General features: G+C 55.8%; 23 protein-coding genes. 10 read left to right on the forward strand and 13 right to left on the reverse strand.

Features of this window, described 5'->3' with window-relative positions:
- The first annotated feature begins 4 nt into the window (after nt 1–4).
- A complete protein-coding gene (locus tag CU081_RS20730) occupies nt 5–2,368 on the forward strand; it encodes a glycoside hydrolase family 31 protein (RefSeq protein ID WP_022650664.1) in 2,364 nt (787 codons plus the stop codon).
- Nucleotides 2,369–2,459: 91 nt separating this feature from the next.
- Here CU081_RS20730 and CU081_RS20735 read toward each other — a convergent pair whose 3' ends face one another.
- Complete coding sequence (locus CU081_RS20735) at nt 2,460–4,055, reverse strand: ABC-F family ATPase (protein WP_003858434.1); 1,596 nt, start codon at nt 4,053–4,055, stop codon at nt 2,460–2,462.
- Between the two features lie 222 nt (nt 4,056–4,277).
- On the opposite strand from CU081_RS20735, the gene ldtB reads away from it, so the two are divergent.
- Nucleotides 4,278–5,198, forward strand: coding sequence for a L,D-transpeptidase (ldtB, locus tag CU081_RS20740; protein ID WP_003858435.1), 921 nt, complete (start codon nt 4,278–4,280; stop codon nt 5,196–5,198).
- A gap of 41 nt (nt 5,199–5,239) precedes the next feature.
- Here the strand turns inward: ldtB and CU081_RS20745 are convergent, their stop codons facing one another.
- The 10 genes from CU081_RS20745 to mntR all read right to left on the reverse strand — a co-directional run bounded on the left by CU081_RS20745 (nt 5,240) and on the right by mntR (nt 15,769).
- The gene (locus CU081_RS20745; protein WP_015571043.1) at nt 5,240–5,956 is read right to left on the reverse strand and encodes a GntR family transcriptional regulator; all 717 of its coding nucleotides are present in this window, start codon (nt 5,954–5,956) and stop codon (nt 5,240–5,242) included.
- A gap of 15 nt (nt 5,957–5,971) precedes the next feature.
- Nucleotides 5,972–7,294: a PTS sugar transporter subunit IIC gene (locus tag CU081_RS20750; protein WP_022650663.1), complete on the reverse strand. Its 1,323-nt coding sequence runs from the start codon at nt 7,292–7,294 to the stop codon at nt 5,972–5,974.
- Between the two features lie 51 nt (nt 7,295–7,345).
- Nucleotides 7,346–8,722, reverse strand: coding sequence for a glycoside hydrolase family 1 protein (locus CU081_RS20755; RefSeq protein ID WP_022650662.1), 1,377 nt, complete (start codon nt 8,720–8,722; stop codon nt 7,346–7,348).
- 150 nt (nt 8,723–8,872) lie between these two features.
- On the reverse strand, nt 8,873–9,370 hold the full coding sequence (locus CU081_RS20760; protein WP_022650661.1) for a YbjP/YqhG family protein: 498 nt from the start codon (nt 9,368–9,370) through the stop codon (nt 8,873–8,875).
- A complete protein-coding gene (locus tag CU081_RS26650; RefSeq protein ID WP_071787975.1) occupies nt 9,370–9,738 on the reverse strand; it encodes an NlpC/P60 family protein in 369 nt (122 codons plus the stop codon). Before CU081_RS26650 ends, CU081_RS20760 begins: the two co-directional genes overlap by 1 nt.
- Nucleotides 9,739–9,902: 164 nt before the next feature.
- Nucleotides 9,903–11,426, reverse strand: a complete 1,524-nt coding sequence (locus tag CU081_RS20770; RefSeq protein ID WP_058647486.1) for an efflux transporter outer membrane subunit — start codon at nt 11,424–11,426, stop codon at nt 9,903–9,905.
- Nucleotides 11,426–12,997, reverse strand: coding sequence for a DHA2 family efflux MFS transporter permease subunit (locus CU081_RS20775; protein ID WP_015571056.1), 1,572 nt, complete (start codon nt 12,995–12,997; stop codon nt 11,426–11,428). The genes CU081_RS20770 and CU081_RS20775 overlap by 1 nt, the downstream gene beginning before the upstream one ends.
- Nucleotides 12,994–14,088 carry an HlyD family secretion protein gene (locus CU081_RS20780; RefSeq protein WP_058647485.1) on the reverse strand — a complete coding sequence of 365 codons (1,095 nt, stop codon included), beginning with the start codon at nt 14,086–14,088 and terminating at the stop codon, nt 12,994–12,996. Before CU081_RS20780 ends, CU081_RS20775 begins: the two co-directional genes overlap by 4 nt.
- Nucleotides 14,089–14,189: 101 nt before the next feature.
- Nucleotides 14,190–15,299 carry an anion transporter gene (locus tag CU081_RS20785; RefSeq protein WP_022650658.1) on the reverse strand — a complete coding sequence of 370 codons (1,110 nt, stop codon included), beginning with the start codon at nt 15,297–15,299 and terminating at the stop codon, nt 14,190–14,192.
- Nucleotides 15,296–15,769 carry a manganese-binding transcriptional regulator MntR gene (gene mntR, locus CU081_RS20790; protein WP_022650657.1) on the reverse strand — a complete coding sequence of 158 codons (474 nt, stop codon included), beginning with the start codon at nt 15,767–15,769 and terminating at the stop codon, nt 15,296–15,298. Before mntR ends, CU081_RS20785 begins: the two co-directional genes overlap by 4 nt.
- Before the next feature lie 183 nt (nt 15,770–15,952).
- Here mntR and mntS point away from each other — a divergent pair, with 183 nt between their 5' ends.
- Together mntS and CU081_RS20800 are read left to right on the forward strand one after the other, a co-directional pair.
- Entirely contained in the window at nt 15,953–16,081 is a 129-nt protein-coding gene (mntS, locus tag CU081_RS20795; protein WP_100185516.1) for a manganase accumulation protein MntS, read from the forward strand.
- A gap of 269 nt (nt 16,082–16,350) precedes the next feature.
- A complete protein-coding gene (locus tag CU081_RS20800; protein ID WP_022650656.1) occupies nt 16,351–17,934 on the forward strand; it encodes a phosphoethanolamine transferase in 1,584 nt (527 codons plus the stop codon).
- A 115-nt stretch (nt 17,935–18,049) separates the two neighbouring features.
- Here CU081_RS20800 and ompX read toward each other — a convergent pair whose 3' ends face one another.
- The gene (gene ompX, locus CU081_RS20805; protein ID WP_003858450.1) at nt 18,050–18,568 is read right to left on the reverse strand and encodes an outer membrane protein OmpX; all 519 of its coding nucleotides are present in this window, start codon (nt 18,566–18,568) and stop codon (nt 18,050–18,052) included.
- 354 nt (nt 18,569–18,922) lie between these two features.
- Between ompX and rhtA the strand changes: the two genes are divergently transcribed.
- The 6 genes from rhtA to ybiO all read left to right on the forward strand — a co-directional run bounded on the left by rhtA (nt 18,923) and on the right by ybiO (nt 25,520).
- Nucleotides 18,923–19,810: a threonine/homoserine exporter RhtA gene (rhtA, locus tag CU081_RS20810; protein WP_022650655.1), complete on the forward strand. Its 888-nt coding sequence runs from the start codon at nt 18,923–18,925 to the stop codon at nt 19,808–19,810.
- 298 nt (nt 19,811–20,108) lie between these two features.
- Nucleotides 20,109–20,612, forward strand: a complete 504-nt coding sequence (gene dps / locus CU081_RS20815) for a DNA starvation/stationary phase protection protein Dps (protein ID WP_000100801.1) — start codon at nt 20,109–20,111, stop codon at nt 20,610–20,612.
- Between the two features lie 361 nt (nt 20,613–20,973).
- Nucleotides 20,974–21,717 carry a glutamine ABC transporter substrate-binding protein GlnH gene (glnH, locus tag CU081_RS20825; protein ID WP_003858455.1) on the forward strand — a complete coding sequence of 248 codons (744 nt, stop codon included), beginning with the start codon at nt 20,974–20,976 and terminating at the stop codon, nt 21,715–21,717.
- 93 nt (nt 21,718–21,810) lie between these two features.
- Nucleotides 21,811–22,470 (forward strand): glutamine ABC transporter permease GlnP, encoded by a 660-nt coding sequence (gene glnP / locus CU081_RS20830; protein WP_003858462.1) that lies wholly within the window; start codon nt 21,811–21,813, stop codon nt 22,468–22,470.
- On the forward strand, nt 22,467–23,189 hold the full coding sequence (gene glnQ / locus CU081_RS20835) for a glutamine ABC transporter ATP-binding protein GlnQ (RefSeq protein WP_003858465.1): 723 nt from the start codon (nt 22,467–22,469) through the stop codon (nt 23,187–23,189). Before glnP ends, glnQ begins: the two co-directional genes overlap by 4 nt.
- A 120-nt stretch (nt 23,190–23,309) precedes the next feature.
- Nucleotides 23,310–25,520 carry a mechanosensitive channel protein gene (gene ybiO, locus CU081_RS20840; RefSeq protein ID WP_022650654.1) on the forward strand — a complete coding sequence of 737 codons (2,211 nt, stop codon included), beginning with the start codon at nt 23,310–23,312 and terminating at the stop codon, nt 25,518–25,520.
- Between the two features lie 43 nt (nt 25,521–25,563).
- Here ybiO and rlmF read toward each other — a convergent pair whose 3' ends face one another.
- On the reverse strand, nt 25,564–26,475 hold the full coding sequence (gene rlmF, locus CU081_RS20845; RefSeq protein WP_023315680.1) for a 23S rRNA (adenine(1618)-N(6))-methyltransferase RlmF: 912 nt from the start codon (nt 26,473–26,475) through the stop codon (nt 25,564–25,566).
- Nucleotides 26,476–26,601: the final 126 nt, after the last annotated feature.

Below are 26,601 nucleotides of genomic sequence, written 5' to 3' on the forward strand. Positions count from 1 at the left end.
GCATATGAAAACCCTGAAAAACTGGACCCTTGATACGCAGTCGGCAAACCATCTGGAACTGCTGGTCGATAGCCAGCACTGCCTGTGCCTGTATGTGCTGGAAGAGAACCTGTTCCGCGTGCTGATCAAGCGTAAAGGCGAGCTGGCGCTGGACCGCACCTGGAGCATCGCACCGGAAAAAGACGTGCCGTGGGAAGGTCGCCGTCGTGACGATATCAGCGGCTTCTCCTGCCCCGCCTGGACGCTGACGCAGCAGGACGATACGTTAACCGTGGCAACCGAGCAGCTGCGCGTCACCGTCCACCAGCCGCTGTGGCTGGAGTGGCACTACCGCAATGACGCGGGCGAGTGGCAGCCGCTGGTCAATGACCGCCCGACCAGCGCCTACCTGCTGAACGCCCACGGTGACGGCGTGGCGCACTATCTCAGCCGCCGTAAGGATGAACGTTTTTACGGTCTGGGTGAGAAAGCGGGCGATTTACAGCGCAACGGCAAACGCTACGAGATGCGTAACCTGGACGCGATGGGCTATAACGCGGCCAGCACCGATCCGCTGTACAAGCACATCCCGTTCACCCTCACCCGTCGCGATGATGTGAGCTACGGTCTGTTCTACGATAACCTGAGCAGCTGCTGGCTGGATCTGGGTAACGAGATCGACAACTATCACACCGCCTACCGCCGCTGGCAGGCGGAAGCGGGCGATATCGATTACTACATCTTTACCGGCAAGCGCGTGCTGGACGTCACTAAAGCCTTTGTTCGCCTGACCGGAAAAACGCTGTTCGGACCGAAATGGAGCCTGGGCTACAGCGGCTCAACCATGCACTACACCGACGCGCCGGACGCGCAGAATCAGCTGATGAACTTTATTCGCCTGTGCGAAGAGCATGCCATTCCGTGCGACTCGTTCCAGCTCTCCTCCGGCTATACCTCGATTAACGGCAAGCGCTACGTCTTTAACTGGAACTACGACAAAGTGCCGCAGCCGAAGGTGATGAGCCAGGCGTTCCACGACGCGGGGCTGCGGCTTGCGGCCAACATCAAGCCTTGTCTGTTGCAGGATCATCCCCGCTACAGCGAAGTGGCGGAACGCGGCCTGTTCATTCGCGATTCAGAAACCGATGCGCCTGAACGTTCCAGCTTCTGGGATGACGAAGGATCGCACCTCGACTTCACCAACCCGCAGACGGTGCAGTGGTGGCAGAACGGCGTGACCACGCAGCTGCTGGAGATGGGCATCGACTCCACCTGGAACGACAACAACGAGTATGAAGTGTGGGACGGGGAAGCGCGCTGCTATGGCTTCGGCCAGGAGATCGCCATCAAGCACATTCGCCCGGTGATGCCGCTGCTGATGATGCGCGCTTCGCTGGAGGCCCAGCAGCGCTTTGCGCCGGAGAAACGTCCGTATCTGATCTCCCGCTCCGGCTGCGCCGGGATGCAGCGCTACGTTCAGACCTGGAGCGGCGACAACCGCACCAACTGGGACACCCTGCGTTATAACATCCGCATGGGGCTGGGCATGAGCCTGTCCGGACTGTTCAACGTCGGTCACGATGTCGGCGGTTTCTCCGGCAACAAGCCGGATGCCGAGCTGTTCGTGCGCTGGGTACAGAACGGCGTGATGCACCCGCGCTTTACCATTCACTCGTGGAACGATGACCACACGGTGAACGAGCCGTGGATGTATCCGGGCGTCACGCCTGCCATCCGCGGCGCGATTGAGCTGCGCTACCGCCTGCTGCCGTATCTTTACACCCTGCTCTGGCAGGCGCACGCCGACGACGAACCGATGCTGCGCCCGACCTTCCTCGACCACGAGCACGATGCGCAAACCTTCAAAGAGTGCGACGACTTCCTGCTGGGCCGCGACCTGCTGGTCGCCAGCGTCGTCGAAGCCGGGCAGCGCGAGCGCCGCGTCTGGCTGCCGGATAACGAAACGGGCTGGTACGATTTTTACACTCACGCGTGGTATGCAGGCGGGCAATCCATCGTCCTGGATGCGCCGCTGGAAAGACTGCCGCTGCTGGTGCGCGCCGGGGCCGGTCTGCCGCTCAGCGAGCGCATCCGTCACGTGAGCGCCGATAAAGACGATACCCGTGAGCTGAAGCTGTTCCCGGTGAAAGGCGTCGGCACAACCTCGGGGCTGCTGTTTGAAGACGACGGTGAAAGCTGGGGCTACCTGAACGGCAATGCGCTGTGGGTGGAATGGGAAATGGTGTGTGATGGCGCAAGTATCAACCTGAAGGTGAACGCTCGCGGCGACTATCGTCCGGCATGGAAGGCGCTGAAGGTATCATTACCGGCGGAGGAAAAACGTACGCTGCGGGTGAATGGAGTTGAAGGGGGCGAGTGGGTGGTGTAGTGCGGCCTGTAGCCCTCACCCTAACCCTCTCCCACAGGGAGAGGGGATAAAATGTAGGCCGGGTAAGGCGAAGCCGCCACCCGGCTATTTTTTAACTCTCGATACCTTTACTGCGCAGGTAATCTTCGTAGTTACCGGTGAAGTCCACCACGCGCTCTGGCGTAATTTCGATCACGCGGGTCGCCAGCGAGCTGACGAACTCACGGTCGTGAGAGACGAAGATCAGGGTGCCCTGATACATCTCCAGCGCCATGTTCAGGGATTCGATCGATTCCATATCCAGGTGGTTAGTCGGTTCGTCCATCACCAGAATATTCGGTTTTTCCATCATCAGCTTGCCGAACAACATACGGCCCTTTTCACCACCGGAGAGCACTTTGGCGGGCTTTTTGATGTCGTCCTGGCTGAACAGCAGACGCCCCAGAATGCTGCGTACCGCCTGCTCATCGTCGCCTTCCTGCTTCCACTGGCTCATCCAGTCGAAGACAGTCAGATCGTTTTCGAATTCATATTCATGGTCCTGCGCGTAGTAACCAATCTGCGCGTTTTCAGACCATTTCACGGTTCCGTTGTCCGGTTGCAGTTCACCCACCAGGGTTTTCAGCATAGTGGATTTACCCACGCCGTTGGCGCCGAGGATGGCAATCTTCTCGCCCACTTCCAGCAGCAGGTTGAAGTTTTTGAACAGCGGGCCTTCATCGAAGCCTTTGGTGAGGGCTTCCACTTCCAGCGCGTTACGGAACAGCTTCTTGTCCTGCTCGAAGCGGATGAACGGGTTCTGACGGCTGGAGGCTTTAACCTCTTCCAGCTTGATTTTGTCGATCTGACGCGCACGCGAGGTCGCCTGACGCGACTTAGAGGCGTTGGCGCTGAAGCGGCTGACGAAGGATTGCAGGTCCGCAATCTGCGCTTTCTTCTTGGCGTTGTCGGCCAGCAGACGTTCACGTGCCTGGGTTGCCGCCGTCATGTACTCATCGTAGTTGCCCGGATAAACGCGCAGCTCGCCGTAGTCCAGATCCGCCATGTGGGTACATACCATGTTCAGGAAATGACGGTCGTGCGAAATGATGATCATGGTGCTGTCGCGATCGTTCAGCGTCTGCTCCAGCCAGCGGATGGTGTCGATGTCCAGGTTGTTGGTCGGTTCGTCGAGCAGCAGGATGTCCGGGTTAGAGAACAGCGCCTGCGCCAGCAGCACACGCAGCTTCCAGCCTGGCGCAACTTCGCTCATCGGACCATAATGCTGTTCAACAGGAATGCCGACGCCCAGCAGCAGCTCGCCCGCACGCGCTTCCGCAGAGTAGCCGTCCATTTCGCCGTATTGCGTTTCCAGGTCGGCCACTTTGTAACCGTCTTCTTCGCTCATCTCAGCGAGACCGTATATACGATCGCGCTCCTGCTTCACTTCCCACAGCTCCGCATGCCCCATGATCACGGTGTCGAGCACGGTGAACTCTTCGAAGGCGAACTGATCCTGACGCAGCTTACCGATGCGCTCGTTAGGGTCGAGCGACACGTTACCGAGCGTTGGCTCCAGGTCACCGCCGAGGATCTTCATAAAGGTGGATTTTCCGCTACCGTTGGCACCAATCAGGCCGTAACGGTTGCCGCCGCCAAATTTGACGGAAATATTTTCGAACAGCGGCTTACTGCCAAACTGCATAGTGACGTTGCTGGTAACTAACACGGAGAGATTCCTGCGAAAAGTGTGATAAACGCGGCATTATGCCACAATTCCGAATTGAGATCCCGTGTTGCAGTAATCCACTAAACTTTAACAAAATCGAAAAAAATGTGATTTCGTACACATCTGAATTCCCAGTTAACGGGAATGCACATATAATGCGCTCCCATTACTGATTCAGACTTATCAACTCATCGCCAGAATGGCTTAGATACCTCGCATAACATGAACATGAAATTAACAACGCTTTTTGCGGCGGCGTTAGCCGTAGTAGGTTTTTGTAAGACCGCGTCTGCGGTGACGTATCCCCTGCCGACAGACGGAAGCCGTCTGGTGGGTGAAAACCAGGTGGTGACGGTGCCGGAAGGTAACACTCAGCCGCTGGAATACTTCGCGGCGCAGTATCAGCTCGGCCTGTCTAACATGCTGGAAGCGAACCCGGGCGTTGACCCGTATCTGCCGAAAGCGGGTACCGTACTCAACATTCCACAGCAGCTGATCCTGCCGGATACCGTGCACGAAGGTATCGTAATTAACAGCGCCGAAATGCGTCTGTATTACTACCCGAAAGGCACCAACACCGTGATCGTTCTGCCTATCGGTATCGGTCAACTGGGTAAAGACACCCCGCTGAACTGGACCACCAAAGTGGAGCGTAAGAAAGCGGGCCCAACCTGGACGCCGACCGCCAAAATGCACGCTGAGTACATTGCTGCCGGTGAACCGCTGCCAGCCGTTGTGCCTGCCGGCCCGGATAACCCGATGGGTCTGTACGCGCTGTACATTGGTCGTCTGTATGCCATCCACGGTACAAACGCCAACTTCGGTATCGGCCTGCGCGTAAGCCACGGCTGCGTGCGTCTGCGTAATGAAGACATCAAATTCCTGTTCGATAACGTGCCGGTTGGTACGCGCGTGCAGTTCATTAACGAACCGGTGAAAGCGACGTCAGAGCCGGACGGCAGCCGTTACATTGAAGTGCATAACCCGCTGTCCACCAGCGAAGATCAGATCAACAACAACGAAATCGTACCGATTAAGCTGACCAGCGCGGTGCAGTCCGTCACCTCTCAGGCGGATGTTGACACGACCATCGTTGACCAGGCGATTCAGAACCGTTCCGGTATGCCGGTGCGTTTAAACTAATCGTGATAATTAAAAAAGCGGACCTTAAAGTCCGCTTTTTTTTATCCGTTATTCACGATAACGATGCCGCCATGGTCATAGCGATAGTGACAATGGGCGTACTCCAGCGGCGTACCATCTTCCAGATAGATCACCTGCTCTACCTCCAGCACCGGGTCGGTTGGCTCGCAGACAAGGTGCTGCATATCCAGCGCACTGGGCTTCAGCGCCCGCACCACCCGATACGATCCCATGATCTTCAGCCCCAGCGTCTCCTGCACATACCGGAATACCGAACTTTCAAGATGGGTTTTGTTCAGACCGGGGACCAGATTGAGCGGCATTACCGTGGCGTCCAGAGACATCGGCTCACCGTTCAGTAAACGCAGACGGATAAAGTCATAGATCGGCGTATCCGGATTTATCATCAGCGATGCCTGCTCTTTCTCGTTCGGGAAGCGCAGTTCGAAGTGCACCACCTGGCTCGTCACCGTGCCTAAATGTTCCCAGGTTTTGGTCGCCCCGAAGTAGTCGCTGCCGGAGAGATCCCACTGGGAAAGCTGGAGGAAATTTTTGCGGATGAACGTGCCCTGCCCCTGTCGGGTATAGACCAGCCCTTCGACAATCAGCTGACGCATCGCCTGCTGAATGGTCATCCGGCTGGTGCTGAACTCCGCCGCCAGCGCGAACTGGTCCGGCAGTGGTTCATTGGCGGCGTACTGCTGGGTGATAATGCGTTTCTTAATTTCCCGCGCTATGGTGATGTACTTCGCCGCCATCGTCCTTCCTTTCAGTTAGTTTTCTATCCCGCTGTTTTTCATCGCCACTCTCTCGGCAATCTTGAGGAAAGGCAGGTAGAAGAATACACCAAATACGATGATTGCCAACTGCACCACCACCGCGCGCCAGTCCCCCGCCGTCGCCAGCCAGGCGCTGAGGATCGGCGGGGTCGTCCACGGGATCATCACCACGCAGCGCGACATGAACCCCAGCGTGGTACAGAGCCACGCAAAGTAAATCCCGATAGCAGGCAGCAGCACAAACGGGATCATAAGCGGCAGGTTAAAGACTATCGGCAGGCCGAAAATCACCGGCTCGTTGATGTTAAACAGACCCGGCGCCAGCGACAGACGCGCCACCTGCTTCGCTGATTTCTGTCTTGAGAAGATGAAGATAGCGATCAGCAATGAGATTGTGCTGCCCGTCCCGCCCACCATGCCAAAGGTCGGCACAAAGATGTTGTTGATGATGTGCGGGATCGGCTGGCCGTTGGCGAAGGCCAGCATATTTTCATTGGTATTGATCAGCAGGAACGGCTCCAGCACCACGCTGTTGACCACCGACTGATGAATACCGAGCGTGAACAGGAAGTTACCGAAGCTGTAGATGAAAATCGTCCCGGGCAGACTGGTGTTGATCAACCGCAGCGGCTGCTGAATAAATGTCGTAATGAGATGGATCAGATCCGTGTGCAGCACGTTCGCCAGTATGGCCGCCAGCAGCGCAAACAGGGAGAGCGTGAGGATCGTCGGGATCAGCGCGGTAAAGGATTTGCTCACCGCTGGCGGTACGTTCTCCCCGAGCGAAATGTGCAGTGCTCTGAGCCGTGAAATGGCGATAAACAGCTCGGTTGAGAGCAGCCCAATCAGCACCCCGGCGAAAATCCCGGTGGAGCCAATGTTGGCGAACGTCAGCACCTGGGTGACGTTTACCGTGGCGTCGCTGCCGACGGGGGTAATCTGTAAGCGCATCGGCATCATGATAATGAAACTGCTGACGGCGATAACCACTGCCGAGACCGGATTGTCGAAATCTTTGTTGCGCGCCAGCGACCAGGCGATCATAGGGGCCAGCAGCAGCGCGGCGATGTTCAGCGTGCCGTTGATAATCGCCTCGCCCCACACCTTAAAGTGCGTAAGCGTGTCGCCCGCAAAAATCCACGGGAAGACCACGTTATTCACCAGCACCGCCAGACCGGCAAGGATGAAAATCGGCATTACCGTGGCGAAGGCATCGCGAAGGGAGCGAAGATGCACCTGGTTTGCCAGGCGCGCCGAGAACTCTACAAATTTATCGACAAAAGACTGCATGTGCGGTGTTATTTTTGTTTCAGACATAGCGGAGTGTTCCCATTAATCAGTCACAAAAACGGCCCGGCAGCGTACGGCTTACATCTCGCGTCCGTTAGTATGGATAACCTGTTTTAACCACGCGTAGCTCTTCTTCGGCACGCGCTTCAGGTCTTTCAGGTCGTGATTTTCACGGTTGACGTAGACCACGCCGTAGCGCTTGCGCATGTCACCCTGCGAGCTGAGAATGTCAATCAACCCCCAGCCGAGATAGCCCATCACCTCTGCCCCATCCTCGAATATTGCCGCTTTCATCGCCTCGATGTGCGCCCGGTGGTAGTCGATGCGGTAGGTGTCCTCAACCGGATCCACGCCATCCCAGGACTCAATCACCCCAATACCGTTCTCAATCGGGAATACCGGCATCCGCCAGTCGTTGGCGTAGCGGGTGATGATGGTGCGAAAGCCCAGCGGATCGATCTGCCAGTTCCACTCGGTGGCCTTCAGGTACGGATTGTTTTTCTCGCCGTGCAGCAGGTAATAGTTAACCGGCGTGCCTTCCGGGATGGCATCGCTGTCCAGCGTTTTGCTGGCGTAGTAGCTGAAGGCCATAAAGTCGTTCTTCGTGCGCGCAAACAGCGCGAGATCGTCTGCGCGGTAGATATCGCCGAAGCCCTCCTGCTCCACCACCGCCATTACCGCCGGGCTGTAGCCCTGGCCCGCGAAGACGCGCAGCAGGTTCTGGTTGAGGAATTCGTCGTACTGCTGGGCGCAGAAGATATCGCGCGGTTTGCAGGTGGCCGGATAAATCAGCTGGTGCGCCAGCATGCCGCCCATCAGCTTGCCCGGCTTAGTCTGGTGCAGGTATTCGGTCAGAGTCATGTGCGCCACCATCGCATGGTGCTGAAGCTCATACAGCTCACGCAGGGTTTGCTCACCTTTCATGTAACCGGAAATGCGAAAAGCTTCCGGCATATGGAAAATGTTCTGCTCGTTGAAGGTCAGCCAGTACTTCACCCGGTCAGCGAAGCAGTCGATCATCTTTTTGCCGTAGCGGATAAAGGCGTCCACCACGCGGCGATCGTTGAAGCCGTTGTACTCCTGCGCCAGCGCCAGCGGCATATCGAAGTGGTAGAGACAGACCATCGGCTCGATACCGCGGGCGAGCAAATCGTCAATAAAGCGGTCGTAAAAGGCGATGCCCTCGTCGTTGAACTCGCCGTCACCCTGCGGGCAGATGCGGCTCCAGGAGATCTGGAAGCGGTAGCAGTTCATGCCCAGATCCTGCATCAGGTCGAAATCTTCCCGGTAGCGGTGGTAGGAGTCGGTCGCCACTTTCCAGTCAGAGATGTTTTCACCGGCTTCCCGAATGTCATACACCGACATCCCCTTCCCGCCCTCATTCCAGGCCCCTTCCGTCTGCATGCTGGATACCGAGTTGCCCCATAAAAAGTTGGCTGGCAGTGATTTGTTCATGGTTGCTCCCTTTATGCCTAGTCATTTAAATTTCATGACTAGTCATATAGGCGAAGATGAAATGTCGATCAAAGGTGTGGATCGTTTTTTGTGAGGTTGATGGAAATAAAAAGCCCCGGCAGTTGCCGAGGCTAAGTTCCTGTTTAACGTTTAAAGCCCGCTTTCGGCTGCAACTTTTGCCTGGGCAATTGCTCCGGCATTGAATATGGGATGCTCATAGTTGTCGGTGACATCACGAACCCTGTATATCTTCCATGCGCCAGCCTCACGACGAACGAATACCTGCAACTCTACTTTTCCGCCGTTTTCTCTCCCGATCCAGACTGGCATAACCTCACCTCCCATAAACGATTTGGCTGGCCCGACATTTAACGCCGACACCCAGGCGGGATCATAGTCCTGCGCATAAGCGAAGTAATCAGATCCAAGCAGGTCTTGTTCGGGTATCGACTCTATATCATCCAGTCTCTTAATCGTGTCAGCAGAGACATATACGCGCAGATCAGACGGCGAATATTCATTGTCGCTACTTGTAAGTGACATCAGATACGTGGCGTAAAAAGAATGTACTCGCGTCGGCGCGCTCTGTTCCGGCTTAACTGAGCAAGCTGAGAGCAAGCATACGCCTAACACTATTGCGGCTCGCATCAATTCATCCTGTATATTTTGAAAGTCGGTTGAGCTGCGCGATACCCTGGACCAGGGTACATGCTGCGCTGTCGGAAATCGGAGATCCATTGTGTCCCATCATACATTGTCATATGCCCACTGGAGTTTCCTCCCGGATAAGGTTGGATCACTGCGACATCACCGCTCAATAATGTTGAACCCGGCGGGACTTCACGAAATCCCGCCCGCAATAATGATGGCCCATAATCTTTTGCGTTTAGCGTTCTCTCCAGACGAATGCCGCCTGCCGCTATAGCCTCTCTGGTAAAAGTCGCACATTCGTTATGCGAACGACCAAGAGCGTGTGACCGGAGGTGTGAAATAGCAACATCTTTATTCCAACTCATTCTTAGTTCCCTTAAGTAAGTAAGAACGGAATTATTGTGCCAGTCATTAACCTGATGTTGGTTAAATAATGCTTAAATTTGTCCGGCCAAAATATTAATTTCGCGCCCAATAAAAAGGCCGGATTCGCTGCGCGGTTCCGGCCAGAGTCATCGCGGTTAAAAGATTATCCGCGCGGGGCGTCGCCAAAGACGCTGTAGTCTGGCAGCCGCACCTGCTGATACGGCTCCCAGCCGCCGCCGAGGGCTTTGTAGAGCGCCACCAGATCGAGCGCGCTTTGCACCTGCGCCTGCACGCGCTGCTGCTCGGCCTGCGCCAGCTGCCGCTGGGCGTCCAGCACGTCGATAAAGCTGGCGATCCCCTGACGATAGCTGTCGCTCGCCAGGTCAAAGGCGTTTTGCAGGGCATCAATGATTTTCGCCAGGCCCGCTTCACGCTGCTGGTCGGTGCGATAGCTCACCAGCGCGTTTTCAACGTCGCCGAGCGCCGTCAGCACCGTCTGACGATAGTCCAGCACCGCCGCCCCCTGCTGCGCGCGCGCCACCTTAACGCTGGAGACCAGCCGACCGCCCTGGAAAATCGGTATGGAAACCTGCGGGCCAAAGCTGTAGAAGTGGCTGCTCCAGTCGGTTAGCCAATTGGATTCGCTGTTGCGCAAGCCAAACTGCCCGGAGAGGGTAAAGCTCGGGAACAGCTCTGCCACCGAGACGCCAATCTGCGCCGTGGCGGCATGGAGATTCGCCTCCGCTTCGCGCACGTCCGGGCGACGGCGCGCCAGGGTGGACGGAATACCGGTCTGCACAATATCCGGCAGGGCAGGCATCGGCTGCACGGATTGCAGTTCGGCATCCAGCGCCCCCGGCGGTTTGCCAAGGAGGATCGCCAGCCCGTTCATCGCCTGGCGTTCCTGCGCCTGATACTGCGGCAACTGGGCTTCAAGATTGCCCAACTGTGCCCGGGCGTTCTCCACGTCCATCTGCGGCGACAGCCCGCCCCGCTGGCGGCTTTCGGTCAGATCCAGCGTCTGCTGTGCGCTTTCAATTTGCGTATTAAGCGTGGCAATGATGCTCTGCGCCCCACGCAGCTGTAGCCACGCCCGCGCCACTTCGGCTTCCAGCGAGACCAGCGCATCGTTACGCTGCTCGATCGCTGCCCGCTGCTGCGCCTCGGCCGCTTCTACCTGACGGCGCACCTTGCCCCACAGGTCGATTTCCCACTGGGCGTCGAAGCTGCCCTGATAGAGGTTAATCGGCTGCGTCAGCGGGCCTAACGCGCCCCGCAGTTCAGGATCGACATTATTCAACTGGTCGTACACACCGTGGGATTTTAGCTCCCCTTCCAGCCCAAGCTGCTGGCGCGTCGCCTGCACATTGCCATTCACCGACGGGAAAAACGCCCCGCCGGCCTGGTTAATCTGTTCGCGCGCCCCGGCAATGCGTAATACGGTTTGCTGTAGCGTCAGATTTCCGGCGATGGCGCGTTCAATCAGGCTGTCGAGCTGCGGCGAGCCGAAGGTTTTCCACCAGCGCGGGTTAGTGGCGGCGGAGGAAGTTTGCGATTTCACCGCGCTGTCGCCCTTATCGTTCCAGTGCGTGGTGGCGAGCGGTGCAGGCTGTTGGTAGTCCGGCCCGACGGCGCAACCCACCAGCAGCATCATTATCATCAGGGGGTGTAAACGTCTGTGTATCATCAGTGTGCTCCTGCACTCCCCTCGCTCTTAACCGGCGAGAGCAATAAACAAAACGGAATCAGTAATAAGGCCACCGCGCTCAGAATGGTGAAGACGTCAATGTAGGCCAGAAAGCGCGACTGCTCGATCATCGTCTGGTACATCCGTCCGGTGGCAATGCCGGTCGGATCGCCCACCTGAGTGGTGAAGTTCTGGATCGCCTGGGCGCTTTCGCGAATCGCCAGCTGGAATTGCTCGTTAAACGGCGAAGCGTGGTAAGCCAGATGCGCGCTGTGCGCCTGCGAGCGCTCGGTGATCGCCGCCGTCGAGAGCGAAATCCCAATCGAGCCGGCCACGTTGCGGAACATGGTAAACAGCGCCGCCGCGTCGGCGTTAAGCCGCCTCGGGATCGAGATAAAAGCAATGGTGGTAAGGGGCACAAACAGGAACCCCAGTCCAATCGACTGAGCGCTGCGGAACAGCACCAGCGTTTCGAAATCGATATCCGGCGTCAGCGTGCGGGACCAGAAGAACGACACCGCCAGGCAGGTAAAGCCGAAGGCGATGATCCAGCGTGTCTGCACCACCGGCATCAGCTTCAGCACCAGCGGGATGGTCAGCACAATCAGCACCGCGCCGGGCGAGAGCACCAGCCCGGACCAGGTGGCGGTATAGCCCAAATCCTGCTGTGCCAGTTGCGGAATAACCACCGAACTGCCGTACAGGATCATCGCCATCCCCGCCATCAGCAGGCTGGAGATCGCAAAGTTGCGGTCCTTCATACAGTGCAGATCCACCACCGGCTTTCTGGCATACATCAGCCAGTAGATCGCGCCGATAATACCGACTAGCGTCAGTACTGCGAAGGTGCGGATAAAGTTCGAATAAAACCAGTCATCATCTTCGCCCCGGTCGAGCATCACCTGCAAACAGCCAAGACCGAGGGCGATCAGGCCGATCCCCGTCCAGTCGACGGTGAGCTTCTCTTCCGACTTTTTCTCCCACGGCGGATCTTCCAGCAGCTGATAGATGGCCAGCACCGTCACAATCCCTACCGGGATATTGATAAAGAACACCCAGCGCCAGGAGTAGTTATCGGTGATCCAGCCCCCCAGCGTGGGGCCGAGTACCGGCGCGACGATAATGGCAATGGATGAAAGGCCAAAGGCTTTGCCCCTGTCCTCCGGCTTAAAGTAGTCGAGTAGCACCGACTGCTGGGTAGGCTGCAACCCGCCGCCAAAGAACCCCTGCATCACGCGGAACAGGATGATTTGCCATAGCTCGGTGGCGATACCGCACAGGAACGAGCAGATGGTGAACATCACAATGCAGATCAGGAAGAACTGTTTGCGGCCAAACAGGCGGCTGAGAAAGGCCGAAATCGGCAGCACGATGCCGTTCGCCACCAGGTAGCTGGTGAGCACCCAGGTGGATTCGTCATAGCTGGCCGAGAGCGACCCCGCGACGTGGGGCAGCGCCACGTTGACGATGGTGGTGTCCAGAATTTCCATAAACACCGCCAGGGTGACCACAATCGCCACCGCCCACGGGTTACTGGCGGGCTTCCAGTTATCGTGGCTGTGATCCGTCATTCCACGGTGACCTTCGGTTCCACCGACAGCCCCAGCGGCAGCGGCTTGTTCGGATCCAGCCCTTTATCAATCACGATTTTCACCGGTACGCGCTGAACGATCTTCACAAAGTTACCGGTGGCGTTTTCCGACGGGAAGGCGGAGAAGCGCGAGCCGCTGCCCTGCTGGATGCTGTCGATATGGCCTTCCAGCTCCATATCCGGCCAGGCATCGACGGACACGGTCACTTTGTCGCCCGGCTTCATGCGCTCAAGCTGGGACTCTTTAAAGTTCGCCACCACCCACACGTTCGGGGAAACCAGCGAGAACAGCGCCGTGCCGGCCTGCACCAGCGTACCGGGCTGGACGTTGCGTTTGGTGACGAAACCGTCGAACGGGGCGCGGACTTCGGTATAAGAGAGGTTCAGGTTGGCGGTTTCCAGCTGCGCTCTGGCCTGATCGACCTGCCGTTCGCGGGCTTCGACGTTGGTCTCCTGCTGGCGGATTTGCAGCTGGACCTGCTCCGCCACCTCCAGCTGCGCCTGGGCGCTGGCCAGCCCCGCCTGCGCACTGCGCAGCTGAGCGTTCGCGGCATCGATACTTTGTTGCGTGGTCGCGCGCGGGTCAACGCCGCGCTGACGGCGGTACTCCGCCTGCGCGTTGACCATATCCGCCTGGGCTTTAAGTACCTGGGCTTTGGCTTCATCACGCTGGGCGGGATATTGCACCTTCGAGAGCGCCAGCTGCGCCTGCGCCTGATGCAACTGCGCAACCGCCAGCCCAAGCTGGGCCTGAGCCTGATCGCGCTGGGCGGTGGTATCACGCGGATCGATCACCACCAGCACATCCCCTTTTTTCACGCGCTGGTTATCCCGTACGCGAAGTTCTGTGACGTAGCCTGCCGTTTTTGGGGCAATGGTCACTACGTCGCCATCGGTGAAGGCGTCGTCGGTGGTCTCTTCGTTACGGGTTATAAACCACCAGACCAGCGCCACAATCACCATCACGATGACCACGATGCCAAGGATAATTAACGGTTTTTTCCCCGGGCGCTTGCGCTCGTTATTGTTTTGATCCTGCTCGTCAGCAGGTGGGTTTTGATCTTCTGCCATAGTTCAGCAACGGTCCTGTCAGTGAGCGGCATCACACTATGCCGTTCACTAAAGCTAGGACGTTGCTATACATTTGCCAGGAAAAACTGACAAATTGCGCACTATATGAGAAGGAATAGTCCGAAACCGACCGCCGCTGACCAGAGCAGCATCGGGATTGACCATAAATGGAAGCGCCACCAGATGCGGCGATCGTTGGCCATCCGCAGGGCGATGAGGTTAGCCAGCGAGCCGGGCAGCAGCCCAAAGCCGCCGACGTTGATCGCCCACGCCAGCAGTACCGTAGGGGGAACATAGTTAAGCAGCAAAATGGTGGACGGCACGTTACTGATCACCTGCGAGAGACCAATCGCCGTCAGCCATAATCCCGGCTGCGACAGACCGCCAACGCTATGGAGAACGTTCTGCAATACCGGGAGCTGGATCAGCAGATGGACGTCAATAAACATCGCCATAAACACCAGCAGCAGCGTCCAGTCAACGTTCACCAGCACCCGCCGGGCGAGGAACAGGAAGCCACACGCCACCAGCAGCGCGCCAGCCAGCGCCTGGTTTAACTCCAGCGCGATAAGAAAAACGATATACAGCCCCAGGCAGCTCCAGACGAGACGCGGCTGCCACTGGGGCCCGGTTGTACCGCTGTGGTACTGCAACGATTTATTCGGGAAAGCAAACCAGCCCACCGCCAGCAGCGACGCCACGATCGCCAGCGCCAACGGCGCCATCTGCCCGGTAAATGCGGTAAACGACAGGCCGGAGCGTCCCCACAGCAGAATGTTCTGCGGGTTACCGATCGGCGTGAGCAGCGAGCCCGCATTGACGGCCAGCGCTTCAAAGATAATCAGACGGGTAACCGGTATTTCGCACAGCTTACGCAGCGTGAGCGTAAGCGGCACCACGATAAACAACGCCACGTCATTAGTGAGAAACGTCGACAGCAGCGCCGCCGAAAAGACCATGAACAGGGCCAGCTTGCGCTCGGTGGCGAAGCGGCGCACCATTTTGCGCCCCAGCACGTCAAAATAGCCGCTCAGCTCCACGCCTTTGGTGAGCATCATCAAACCGCTCAGGGTAATAATGGTGCGCCAGTCTATGGCCGCCGGCCAGGTGTGCGGCGTGAAGGGCACAAAGACGCTGAGCCCAACGCCAGTGATAAGTAAAAGATGGAAAAAGCGATCGCGTTTCAGGGCCTGCAAGCCGGGGATGTTCATTCAGCGGAGGGACCGTATTTGAGCGTAAATTCGCGGAACTTCACCAGCGTCTCTTCGCTGACGTGGTGTTCCATACCTTCGGCATCCCGACGGGCAATTTCCGGGCTGACGCCCAGCACCAGTAAAAAATTCTCGACGATCTGATGGCGCTCGCGGCTCTCCTGCGCCAGTTTTTCGCCTTCAGCGGTGAGAAACACCCCGCGCCAGGGGATCATCTCGATCAGCCCGACCGACGCCAGACGTTTTAACATTTTGGCAACGGTTGGCTGCGACACCCCAAGGCGTGCGGCCATATCCACCTGGCGCGCTTCTCCAACCTCACGAATCAGATCAGAGATCAGTTCGACATAATCATCAATCAGCTCCCGGCGATGCGCCTCGCGCACCTGGCGGAAGCCTTCCACATGCTCTTCAACGTTCACCAGTTGCGTCGTTTTTTTTGTTGTTGGCTTACCTGCGCGACGGTTCATTGTGCTTCCTCAATGGGGTTGACGCTTCCAGCGCCCTGTAACGGAGCGCACATTGTAAACCATAGCTCTACAAGCACAAAAAATTAACGAATTAGCCATAGCTATACAATATAGCCTGTGCTATATCTGTATGTAATGCAGTCACCCTTCACGGATCGAAGGGATCATGAATCAGGAGGTCTTATGATTGAATTCAAGAGGTGTATGAACGTGTTTACCCACTCTCCTTTTAAAGTGCGCCTGATGCTGTTGAACATGCTGTGCGATATGTTTAACGCCAAACCCCAGCAGGACGACAACTCTTCCCACTAAGTGGCGTCGCGGTACGCCGCTTCATTTTCCTGTCACACTTTCGCTGTAAGCTGGCCTGTTCCCGATTATTTTTGCGTATTTGCAGCCCCCTTCGCAAAACATCTGTTTAGCAACTGTTGACCTTAATTCACGCTCGCACTATCTTCTTGCAGCCCTGCACAATTTGCGGCTCGCTGAAGCGGACCTCTCATTCCCTTTCCACGCACTGTCCGGCAGGCTTTGACCCTTGACGCCAGGGTGAGCACATGGCGTTTTCGTGATAGTGATCTATGAACGTAACCCTGATTGATACAATTGTTACCCGCAGCCGGGGCTTAAGCCCGTGGACGGGATTCTATTTTTTGCAATCGCTGTTGATTAACTTTGCTCTTGGCTACCCCTTTAGCCTGCTTTATGCCGTCGGGTTCACCTGTATTCTTCACCTTCTCTGGCGAAGCGCACCGCGCATGCAGAAGGTGCTTATCGGGATTTGTTCTCTGGTTGCTGCCGCCTATTTCCCGTTTGGCCAGGCCTATGGCGCGCCAAACTTTAATACCCTGCTGGCGCTCCACTCCACCAATATGGAAGAGTCCACAGAGATCCTGACGATCTTTCCGTGGTACAACTACGTGGTTGGCCTTTTCATTTTTGCCCTCGGCGTGATTGCGGTTCGCCGTAAGCCCGTCGGGAAAAAAGCATGGGGTAAAATTGAAAGCCTGTGCCTGGCCTTTAGCGTGGTGACGTTTTTTGTTGCGCCGGTACAAAATCTGGCCTGGGGCGGCGTGTTTAAGCTTAAAGATACCGGGTATCCGGTGTTTCGCTTCGTCAAAGACGTGGTGGTGAATAACGAGGAAGTGCTCGACGAGCAGGCACGTATGGCCGAGCTTTCCACCATGAAAGACACCTGGAACGTGCTGGCGGTGAAACCAAAGTATCACACCTACGTGGTGGTGATCGGAGAAAGCGCGCGTCGCGATGCGCTCGGCGCGTTTGGCGGTCACTGGGATAACACGCCGTTTGCCAGCGTCGTTAACGGTACGCTGTTTACCGACTACGTGGCGGCCAGCGGCTCGACGCAGAAATCACTCGGTCTGACGCTCAACCGCGTGGTGGATGGAAAACCGCAGTTTCAGGATAATTTTGTCACCCTGGCCAACCGGGCAGGTTTTCAGACATGGTGGTTCTCTAATCAGGGACAGATCGGCGAATATGATACCGCCATCGCCAGCATCGCGAAGCGTGCCGACGAGGTACAGTTCCTGAAAAGCGGTGATTTCGAAGCCGATAAAAACACAAAAGATGAAGCGTTGCTAAAAATGACGGCGCAGGTCTTTGCCACCCAGCGCACCCAGCCGCAGCTGATTGTCCTGCACCTGATGGGGTCACACCCGCAGGCATGCGATCGTACCGGGGGAAAATATGCGGAGTTTGTGCAATCCAAAGAGACGTCCTGCTACCTCTACACCATGACGCAAACCGACGATCTCCTCAGCAAGCTGTACGGGCAGTTGCGCAACAGCGGCGACAGCTTCTCGATGGTCTATTTCTCTGACCATGGTCTGGCGTTTAAGGAGCGCGGTAAAGAGGTGCAGTATCTGGCCCACGATGACAAGTTCCAGCAGAACTTCCAGGTACCGTTTATGGTGCTGTCGAGTGATGACAAAACGCATCGCATTATAAAAGCGCGCCGTTCCGCGAACGATTTCCTGAAATTCTTCTCACAGTGGACGGGGATTAAGGCAAAAGAGATAAAAAATGATTACCCGTTTATCTCCGGGAAGAAGGGCCCACCAGTCTACATTACCAACTTTAAGTTACAGAAAGTCGACTATAACCATCTGGGGACGGATATTTTCGATATTAAGAGTAAGTAATTTCTGCCGTTTCGTGCGGGCTAATGCCCTCACCCTGGCCCTCTCCCACGGGGAGAGGGTACAAACAAAAAAATCCGCCACATTGGGCGGATTTTTTACTGGCTCACCGAAGTGATTAGAAGCGGTAACCTACGCCCGCGATCCAGGTGCCAACGTCAACGTTGCGGATACGGCTCTGCTCATAGGAGAAGTCCAGAGCAACGTTTTCGATTGGGTTGAACTGCATACCTGCGCCATAGGAGAAACCATAGTCGCTGTTGCTTGCAGTACGGTTCAGACCCTGGTTTTCGGTCTGCTGGAATTTACCGTAGCCAACACCTACAACACCGTAGATGCTTGCCCAGTCATTCAGGCGGTAAGCAGGACCCGCGGTGATGCCGTAGTACTGACCTTTATTGTAAGAGCCATTTTCAGTACGATCTTTCTCGGTGTAAGTGAAAGAACCGATCACACCCAGCGGGTTGTTGTCTTGCTCGTAACGGTACTTCAGGTTGAAACCGTTGGTTTTGTTCATCACGCCCTGCATATCGCTCTGAGCGTAACCACCAGTTACAGTAGAAGTTGCCGCTACAGCGGTACCTGCGGAAACAGCCAGAACAGCTGCCAGTGCTGAAAGACATGCAATTTTTTTCATAACCACCTCAAATGTGCTTCAAGTAAGTCCGTAAGTTTTAAATATATCAAAAAAATCTGTGAAACTCTTTGTCATTCACGATGTCTAATGCGACCTTTCCTGTAACAGAACATTTCCAGCACCAGCTATCTTGTTAAAATAACTCCAGATTTTCACCTTCAAACGCTAATAGTGCGCGTCATCGCCAGAAAGTTCATCCAGATTATTCCTAATCTTTCAGGCGATAAAAGCATCAACCTTTCCTCATTTTACGGATTTTCCCTGGATTTTTTTCAACAGTAGCTCAACCGTCGCAGCTTATTTCCATTACACTGCCACTTTTACCTCTTTTGACAAAAATTGACAGGAGAAAGGATGCCAGGTTTACCCCGTAAATCGTCGGTCTGGATGCCGGTGGCAGTCATACTTATCGCGATGATGTCCATACAAAGCGGCGCGTCGCTGGCAAAATCGCTGTTTCCGCTGGTTGGTGCGCCCGGCGTCACGGCGCTGCGTATCGCATTAGGCACCCTGATCCTCGTGGTTATCTTTAAACCCTGGCGGCTACGGTTTAAAAAGGAGCAGCGACTGCCTTTGCTTTTTTATGGGCTGGCACTGGGAGGGATGAACTACATGTTCTATCTCTCTATTCAGACTATCCCGCTGGGGATCGCGGTCGCGCTTGAATTTACCGGCCCGCTGGCGGTTGCCCTCTTCTCTTCTCGTCGTCCGGTAGATTTTATCTGGGTCATACTGGCCGTGCTGGGGCTATGGTTCCTGCTGCCGCTCGGGCAAAGCGTTTCACAAATCGATTTGACAGGGGCAGCTCTGGCGCTGGGCGCGGGGGCATGCTGGGCGGTGTATATTCTCACTGGCCAGCGTGCGGGCGAAGAGCACGGCCCCGCGACGGTCGCCTTAGGCTCACTAATTGCCGCCGTAATCTTTGTCCCAATCGGAATGGCACAAGCGACAGACTCAATATGGCAGTGGTCAATCCTGCCGGTTGGTCTGGCGGTTGCCATTCTCTCTACGGCCCTGCCCTACTCTCTGGAGATGATCGCCCTGACGCGCCTGCCCACACGCATTTTTGGTACGCTCATGAGCATGGAGCCCGCGCTGGCCGCCATCTCAGGAATGATTTTCCTCGGTGAAACCCTGACCCTGGTACAAACGCTGGCGCTCTGTTCCATTATCGCGGCGTCAATGGGCTCCACCCTGACCATGCGCCCGGAACCTAAAGTGCAAAAAATCGATCTCAACTAGGCCTTAAATTCTGCATGGCTAACCCGCCATGCAGAATATACGCCTCGTCAGTACTTCAAATAATTTCTTACAAACTATCTTGTATTGCCAAAATATTTCACCTGCCCGGCTTCCCGAAGAATGAATTAAGATTGATCTGTATCAACTTTAATAAACTAATTATTTTTCAATCAGTTGATAATACAATCTTACTTTCACTATTAAACCAATAGGCAGAGCCAAACCGCAGAGAAAAAATCCGGTGCTATACTTAGTCCCGTAATTACCTGGGACACAAACATCAAGAGGATATGAGATTATGAGTACCGCTAAACTGGTGAAAACGAAAGCGTCTAATCTGCTTTATACCCGTAACGATGTATCGGATAGCGATAAAAAAGCGACCATTGAGCTGCTGAATCGCCAGGTGGTCCAGTTCATCGATCTTTCGCTGATCACCAAACAGGCTCACTGGAATATGCGCGGTGCAAACTTTATTGCCGTTCATGAAATGCTGGATGGCTTCCGCACAGCACTGGTGACTCACCTGGATACCATGGCCGAACGTGCCGTACAGCTGGGTGGCGTGGCACTGGGTACCACACAGGTGATCAACAGCAAAACGCCATTGAAAAGCTATCCGCTGGATATCCATACCGTTCAGGATCACCTGAAAGAGCTGGCGGACCGTTACGCGATTGTGGCGAACGATGTTCGTAAAGCGATTGGCGAAGCCAAAGATGAAGATACTGCTGATATCTTCACTGCCGCATCACGTGACCTGGATCAGTTCCTGTGGTTCATTGAGTCCAACATCGAATAATCCCTGCGGATTTTCCGAATAACCCTCGCCCCTGGCGGGGGTTTTGCACATTTATGGTGCGCACTTTTGCCCGCAACGGCCGCAAAAGTGAATAAAATGTAATAATCACCTCACACAACCGTTAACGGAAGATTGTTTTTTCGTCAGATTCTGCGCTAAATATCCCCCTGTCAGAAGACCTTAACGAAGCGCACCAAAACGGTGCTCCATTCTGGTGCAACCTGGCAGGATTGCCACGCTTTTCGTGCAATGCGTGACATCATCCCCTTTGCAAAACAACAGCTTGTAAAACTGGCATGATTTTTTCATTGTGCCTGAGGTTCTCGCAGGGGATCGCCCCGTGGATATAAAAGGAAATGCTATGAAGTCTGTATTAAAAGTTTCACTGGCTGCACTTACCCTGGCGTTTGCGGTGTCCTCGCAGGCTGCCGACAAACTGGTTGTGGCGACGGACACGGCGTTCGTACCGTTTGAATTTAAACAGGGTGATAAATACGTTGGTTTTGACGTGGATCTGTGGGCCGCTGTCGCAAAAGAACTCAAACTGGATTACACCCTGAAGCCAATGGACTTCAGCGGCATTATCCCGGCACTGCAAACCAAAAACGTTGACCTGGCGCTGGCAGGCATCACCATTACCGAAGAGCGTAAAAAGGCCATCGATTTCTCTGACGGCTACTACAAAAGCGGCCTGCTGGTGATGGTGAAAGCGGATAACAACGATGTGAAAAGCGTGAAAGATCTCGACGGTAAAGTGGTCGCCGTGAAGAGCGGTACCGGCTCCGTGGATTACGCGAAAGCCAACATCAAAACCAAAGACCTGCGTCAGTTCCCGAACATCGACAACGCTTACATGGAACTGGGCACCAACCGCGCGGATGCGGTGCTGCACGATACGCCTAACATCCTTTACTTCATCAAAACTGCCGGTAACGGCAAGTTCAAAGCGGTAGGTGATTCTCTGGAAGCTCAGCAGTACGGTATTGCATTCCCGAAAGGCAGCGACGACCTGCGTAACAAAGTTAACGGCGCGCTGAAAACCCTGAAAGAGAACGGCACCTATAACGAAATCTACAAAAAATGGTTCGGTACCGAGCCTAAATAATTTCACCTGACTTCAGGTTTGTAACGCCCGGTGGCGGTTAAGCTTACCGGGCCTACGTTTTTCGTTTTTCACCACGGTATACAGGAATACATCATGCAGTTTGACTGGAGCGCCATCTGGCCTGCCATTCCACTCTTGCTTGAAGGCGCTAAAATGACCCTGTGGATTTCGGTCCTCGGTCTGGTTGGCGGGTTGATTATCGGTCTTGTCGCCGGTTTCGCCCGCACCTATGGTGGCTGGATTGCAAATCACATCGCACTGGTTTTCATCGAAGTGATCCGCGGCACACCCATTGTGGTGCAGGTCATGTTCATCTACTTCGCCCTGCCGATGGCCTTCACCGACCTGCGCATCGACCCGTTCAGCGCCGCCGTTGTCACCATCATGATCAACTCCGGCGCCTACATTGCGGAAATTACCCGCGGTGCGGTGCTGTCGATTCATAAAGGGTTCAGTGAAGCTGGCCTGGCGTTAGGTCTTTCCCGTCGCGAAACGATCCGCCACGTTATTCTGCCGCTGGCGCTGCGCCGCATGCTGCCGCCGCTGGGTAACCAGTGGATCATCAGCATCAAAGACACCTCGCTGTTTATTGTTATCGGCGTGGCCGAGCTGACCCGTCAGGGCCAGGAGATCATCGCGGGTAACTTCCGCGCCCTGGAAATCTGGAGTGCGGTCGCCGTTGTCTACCTGATTATCACGCTTGTCCTGAGCTTTGTTCTGCGTCGTCTTGAAAGAAGGATGAAAATCCTGTGATTGAATTTAAAAACGTTTCCAAGCACTTTGGCCCAACCCAGGTGCTGCACAATATCGATTTGAACATCAGGCAGGGTGAAGTGGTGGTGATCATCGGGCCGTCGGGTTCCGGTAAATCCACCCTGCTGCGCTGCATTAACAAGCTCGAGGAGATCACCAGCGGCGATTTGATCGTCGATGGTCTGAAGGTTAACGATCCGAAAGTGGACGAGCGCCTGATCCGCCAGGAAGCGGGCATGGTGTTCCAGCAGTTCTACCTGTTCCCGCACCTCACGGCGCTGGAAAACGTGATGTTTGGTCCTCTGCGCGTGCGCGGGGCCAGCAAAGCGGCAGCGGAAGCGCTGGCAAAAGATCTGCTGGCGAAGGTTGGTCTGGCGGAGCGTGCCCACCACTATCCTTCCGAGCTGTCCGGCGGCCAGCAGCAGCGCGTGGCCATTGCCCGTGCGCTGGCAGTGAAGCCAAAGATGATGCTGTTCGATGAGCCAACGTCGGCTCTCGACCCGGAGCTGCGTCACGAAGTGCTGAAAGTTATGCAGGATCTGGCGGAAGAAGGCATGACGATGGTCATCGTTACCCACGAAATCGGCTTTGCCGAAAAAGTGGCGTCCCGTCTGATCTTCATTGATAAGGGCCGCATCGCGGAAGACGGTAATCCGCAGACGCTGATTGCGAACCCACCAAGCCAGCGCCTTCAGGAGTTCCTGCAACACGTCTCCTGATAACCACACACAGAGCCGGGCATGCCCGGCTTTTTTATGCCGGATTGTTCCCAAAAACTTCCCTCCGCTCCGCGCGCTCTATACTTATCATTTTGCACGATATTTTTGTCGGAGGACGCCGTGCCGTGGATCCTGTTGCTACTGTTTAGCCTGTTTAGCGCGCCATCACTTGCTGTAACCCTTCCCGGCGTCACCACCGGAACCACCGCCACCCAGCAAAATGCGCCGCCAGAGCCAGACGCTGAAAAGAAAAAAGCCGCTTACGGCGCGCTTGCCGACGTGCTTGAGAACGACACGTCCCGGCAGGAGCTGATCGATCAGCTGAGGAAGGTGGCCGCCACGCCGCCTCAGGATCCGGTTCCTGCTATTGCGCCGCCGGAAGCCGAAGAAGAAAAGACGGTGCTGGAAAACGTCACCGACATCAGTCGCCGCTACGGGGAAGCCCTGTCGTCGCGTTTTGCCCAGCTCTATCGCAACCTGGTTGGCACCTCACATAAGCCTTTTAATCCTCACACCTTTTCCGCAGCCGCTACCCAGTTTGCTATTCTGGCTGGCGCCGTCTTCATTTTTTACTGGCTGTTGCGCCTGTCTGTCTGGCCGCTTTACCGGAAAATGGGCCAGTGGGGACGCAAAAAGAATCAGCATAAAAGCAGCTGGCTGCATCTTCCGGCAATGATTACCGGGGCGTTTGTCATCGATTTGCTGCTGCTGGCCCTGACGCTGTTTGTCGGTCAGCTGCTGGCTGACCGACTTAATACCGGAAACAAAACCATCGCGTTTCAGCAGGGACTGTTCCTCAATGCGTTTGCCCTGATTGAGTTCTTTAAAGCCCTCCTGCGGTTGATCTTCTGCCCACGCGTGCCGGACCTTCGCCCCTTCGCCATTTCGGATCAGAGCGCCAAATACTGGGCGGTGCGGCTTAGCGTGCTGAGCGGGTTGATTGGTTATGGCCTGCTGGTTGCCGTGCCGATTATTTCCAACCAGGTTAACGTGCAGTTCGGGGCGCTGGCGAACGTGCTGATCATGCTGTGCATTACCGTCTGGGCGCTGTACCTCATCTTCCACAATAAAAAAGCGATCACCGACAGCCTGCTGCACCTGGCCGATCGCTCCCTCTCCTTTTTCAGCCTCTTTATTCGCGCCTTTGCGCTGGTGTGGCACTGGCTGGCCAGCGCCTATTTTATTGTGCTCTGTTTCTTCTCCCTGTTCGACCCGGGCAATAGCCTGAAATTTATGATGGGGGCGACGTTCAAAAGCCTGGCGATTATCGGCATCGCGGCCTTTGTCTCTGGCCTGCTTTCCCGCTGGCTGTCGAAAACGATCACCCTGTCGCCGCAGGTTCAGCGTAACTACCCGGAACTGCAAAAGCGGGTGAATGGCTGGATGACCGTATCCCTGAAGGTGGCGCGTATTCTGACGGTCTGCGTGGCAATTATGCTGCTGTTGAACGCGTGGGGGCTGTTTGATTTCTGGAACTGGCTGCATAACGGCGCGGGGGAAAAGACCGTTGATATTCTTATTCGTATCGCGCTGATCCTGTTTTTCTCCGCCGTCGGCTGGACGCTGCTGGCAAGCCTTATCGAAAACCGTCTGGTGTCGGATGTCCACGGCAGGCCGCTACCGAGCGCCCGCGCCCGCACGCTGCTAACCCTGTGCCGCAACGCGCTGGCGGTGATCATCAGTACCATCACCATCATGATTGTGCTGTCGGAAATCGGCGTGAATATCGCCCCGCTGCTGGCGGGTGCCGGTGCGCTGGGGCTGGCGATCTCCTTCGGTTCTCAGACGCTGGTGAAGGATATTATCACCGGCATTTTTATCCAGTTTGAGAACGGGATGAATACCGGGGATCTGGTGACCATCGGTCCGCTCACCGGCACGGTCGAGAGGATGTCCATTCGCTCCGTCGGCGTGCGTCAGGATACCGGCGCGTACCACATTATTCCGTGGTCATCGATCACCACCTTTGCCAACTTTGTGCGCGGCATTGGTTCGGTGGTGGCGAATTATGATGTCGATCGTCACGAAGATGCAGATAAGGCGAAGCAGGCGCTGCGGGATGCGGTGAACGAACTGATGGAGATGGAGGATATTCGCGGGCTGGTGATTGGTGAACCATCGTTCGCGGGCATCGTCGGGCTGACGAACACTGCCTTTACCCTGCGCGTGTCGTTCACCACCCAGCCGCTGAAGCAGTGGACGGTGCGCTTCGCCCTCGACAGCATGGTGAAAAAACACTTCGATCTGGCGAACGTGAGAGCGCCGGTGCAGACGTATCAGGTATTGTCGCCGCCCGCTTCGCCGCTCCCTCCGCAGGAGCCGACGCTGTAAACGAGCCGGGTGGCGGCTTCGCCTTACCCGGCCAGAGAAACGATTATTTGCGGCGTTTGTTATCGTCCATAAAGGACCAGGCAATAAAGCGGCTCTGCTTCTGGCCCTGCGCCATCTCTTTTTTAACCACTTTCACCGCGCCGACGTCGGTCAGCGCGCGGTAAAGCGGCGGCAGGTTATCGCCACGGGAGACCAGCGTGGTAAACCATTTCACCTGACGACCGAAGCCCTTACTCTCGGCAATCATGCGCAGAATAAATGCCACTTCCCCGCCCTCGCACCACAGCTCCTGCTGCTGGCCGCCAAAGTTCAGCGCGCCATCTTCAGCCTGGCCCAGGTTACGCCGCTTGCGTTCACTTCCCGCACGAGCGGAGGCGGCGGAGTCGTGGAATGGCGGGTTGCACAGGGTGGCATCATATTGTTCGTTCTTATGAATAATGCCGTTGAAAATAGCAGCGGCATCCTTCTGACGACGCAGACGAACGGCCCGGCTTAACCCCGGGTTAGCGTTGATAATGGCCTGCGCGCTGGCGAAGGCCTCGGCACCGATCTCGCTACCGGTAAACCGCCACTGATATTCATGTGCGCCTATCAGGGGGTAGATCAGGTTCGCGCCCGTACCGATATCAAGCACGGTGGCCTGTTTTGGCACCACGCCGCCATTGTCATCCGCCAGCAGATCGGCAAGATGATGGACGTAATCCGCACGTCCTGGCACCGGTGGGCAGAGAAAGCCATCTGGGATGTCCCAGTGCGTAACGCCATAAAAATGGGCCAGCAGCGCTTTGTTCAGCGTCTTAACCGCCAGCGGATCGGCAAAGTTTACCGACGGTTCACCGGCTGGTGTCTGAACAATAAAATCCTGCAATTCGGGGCAGCTCAGGCACAGGGCTTTCATGTCGTAGCGGCTACGGTGGCGGTTACGCGGGTGCAATCCCGGCTTTTGGGAAGTCATGGCATTCTCCTTTAAACAGCCACGTAAGATACCCTGTGACGGCGCGGGGGTAAATATCTGTCTGAGTCGCACAAAAAAACGACAAAAATCATCGACCTGTATGTCTATGATCTGTCAACAAATTGT

The organism is Enterobacter sp. CRENT-193 (assembly GCF_002787395.1).
Classification (GTDB): domain Bacteria; phylum Pseudomonadota; class Gammaproteobacteria; order Enterobacterales; family Enterobacteriaceae; genus Enterobacter; species Enterobacter hormaechei_C.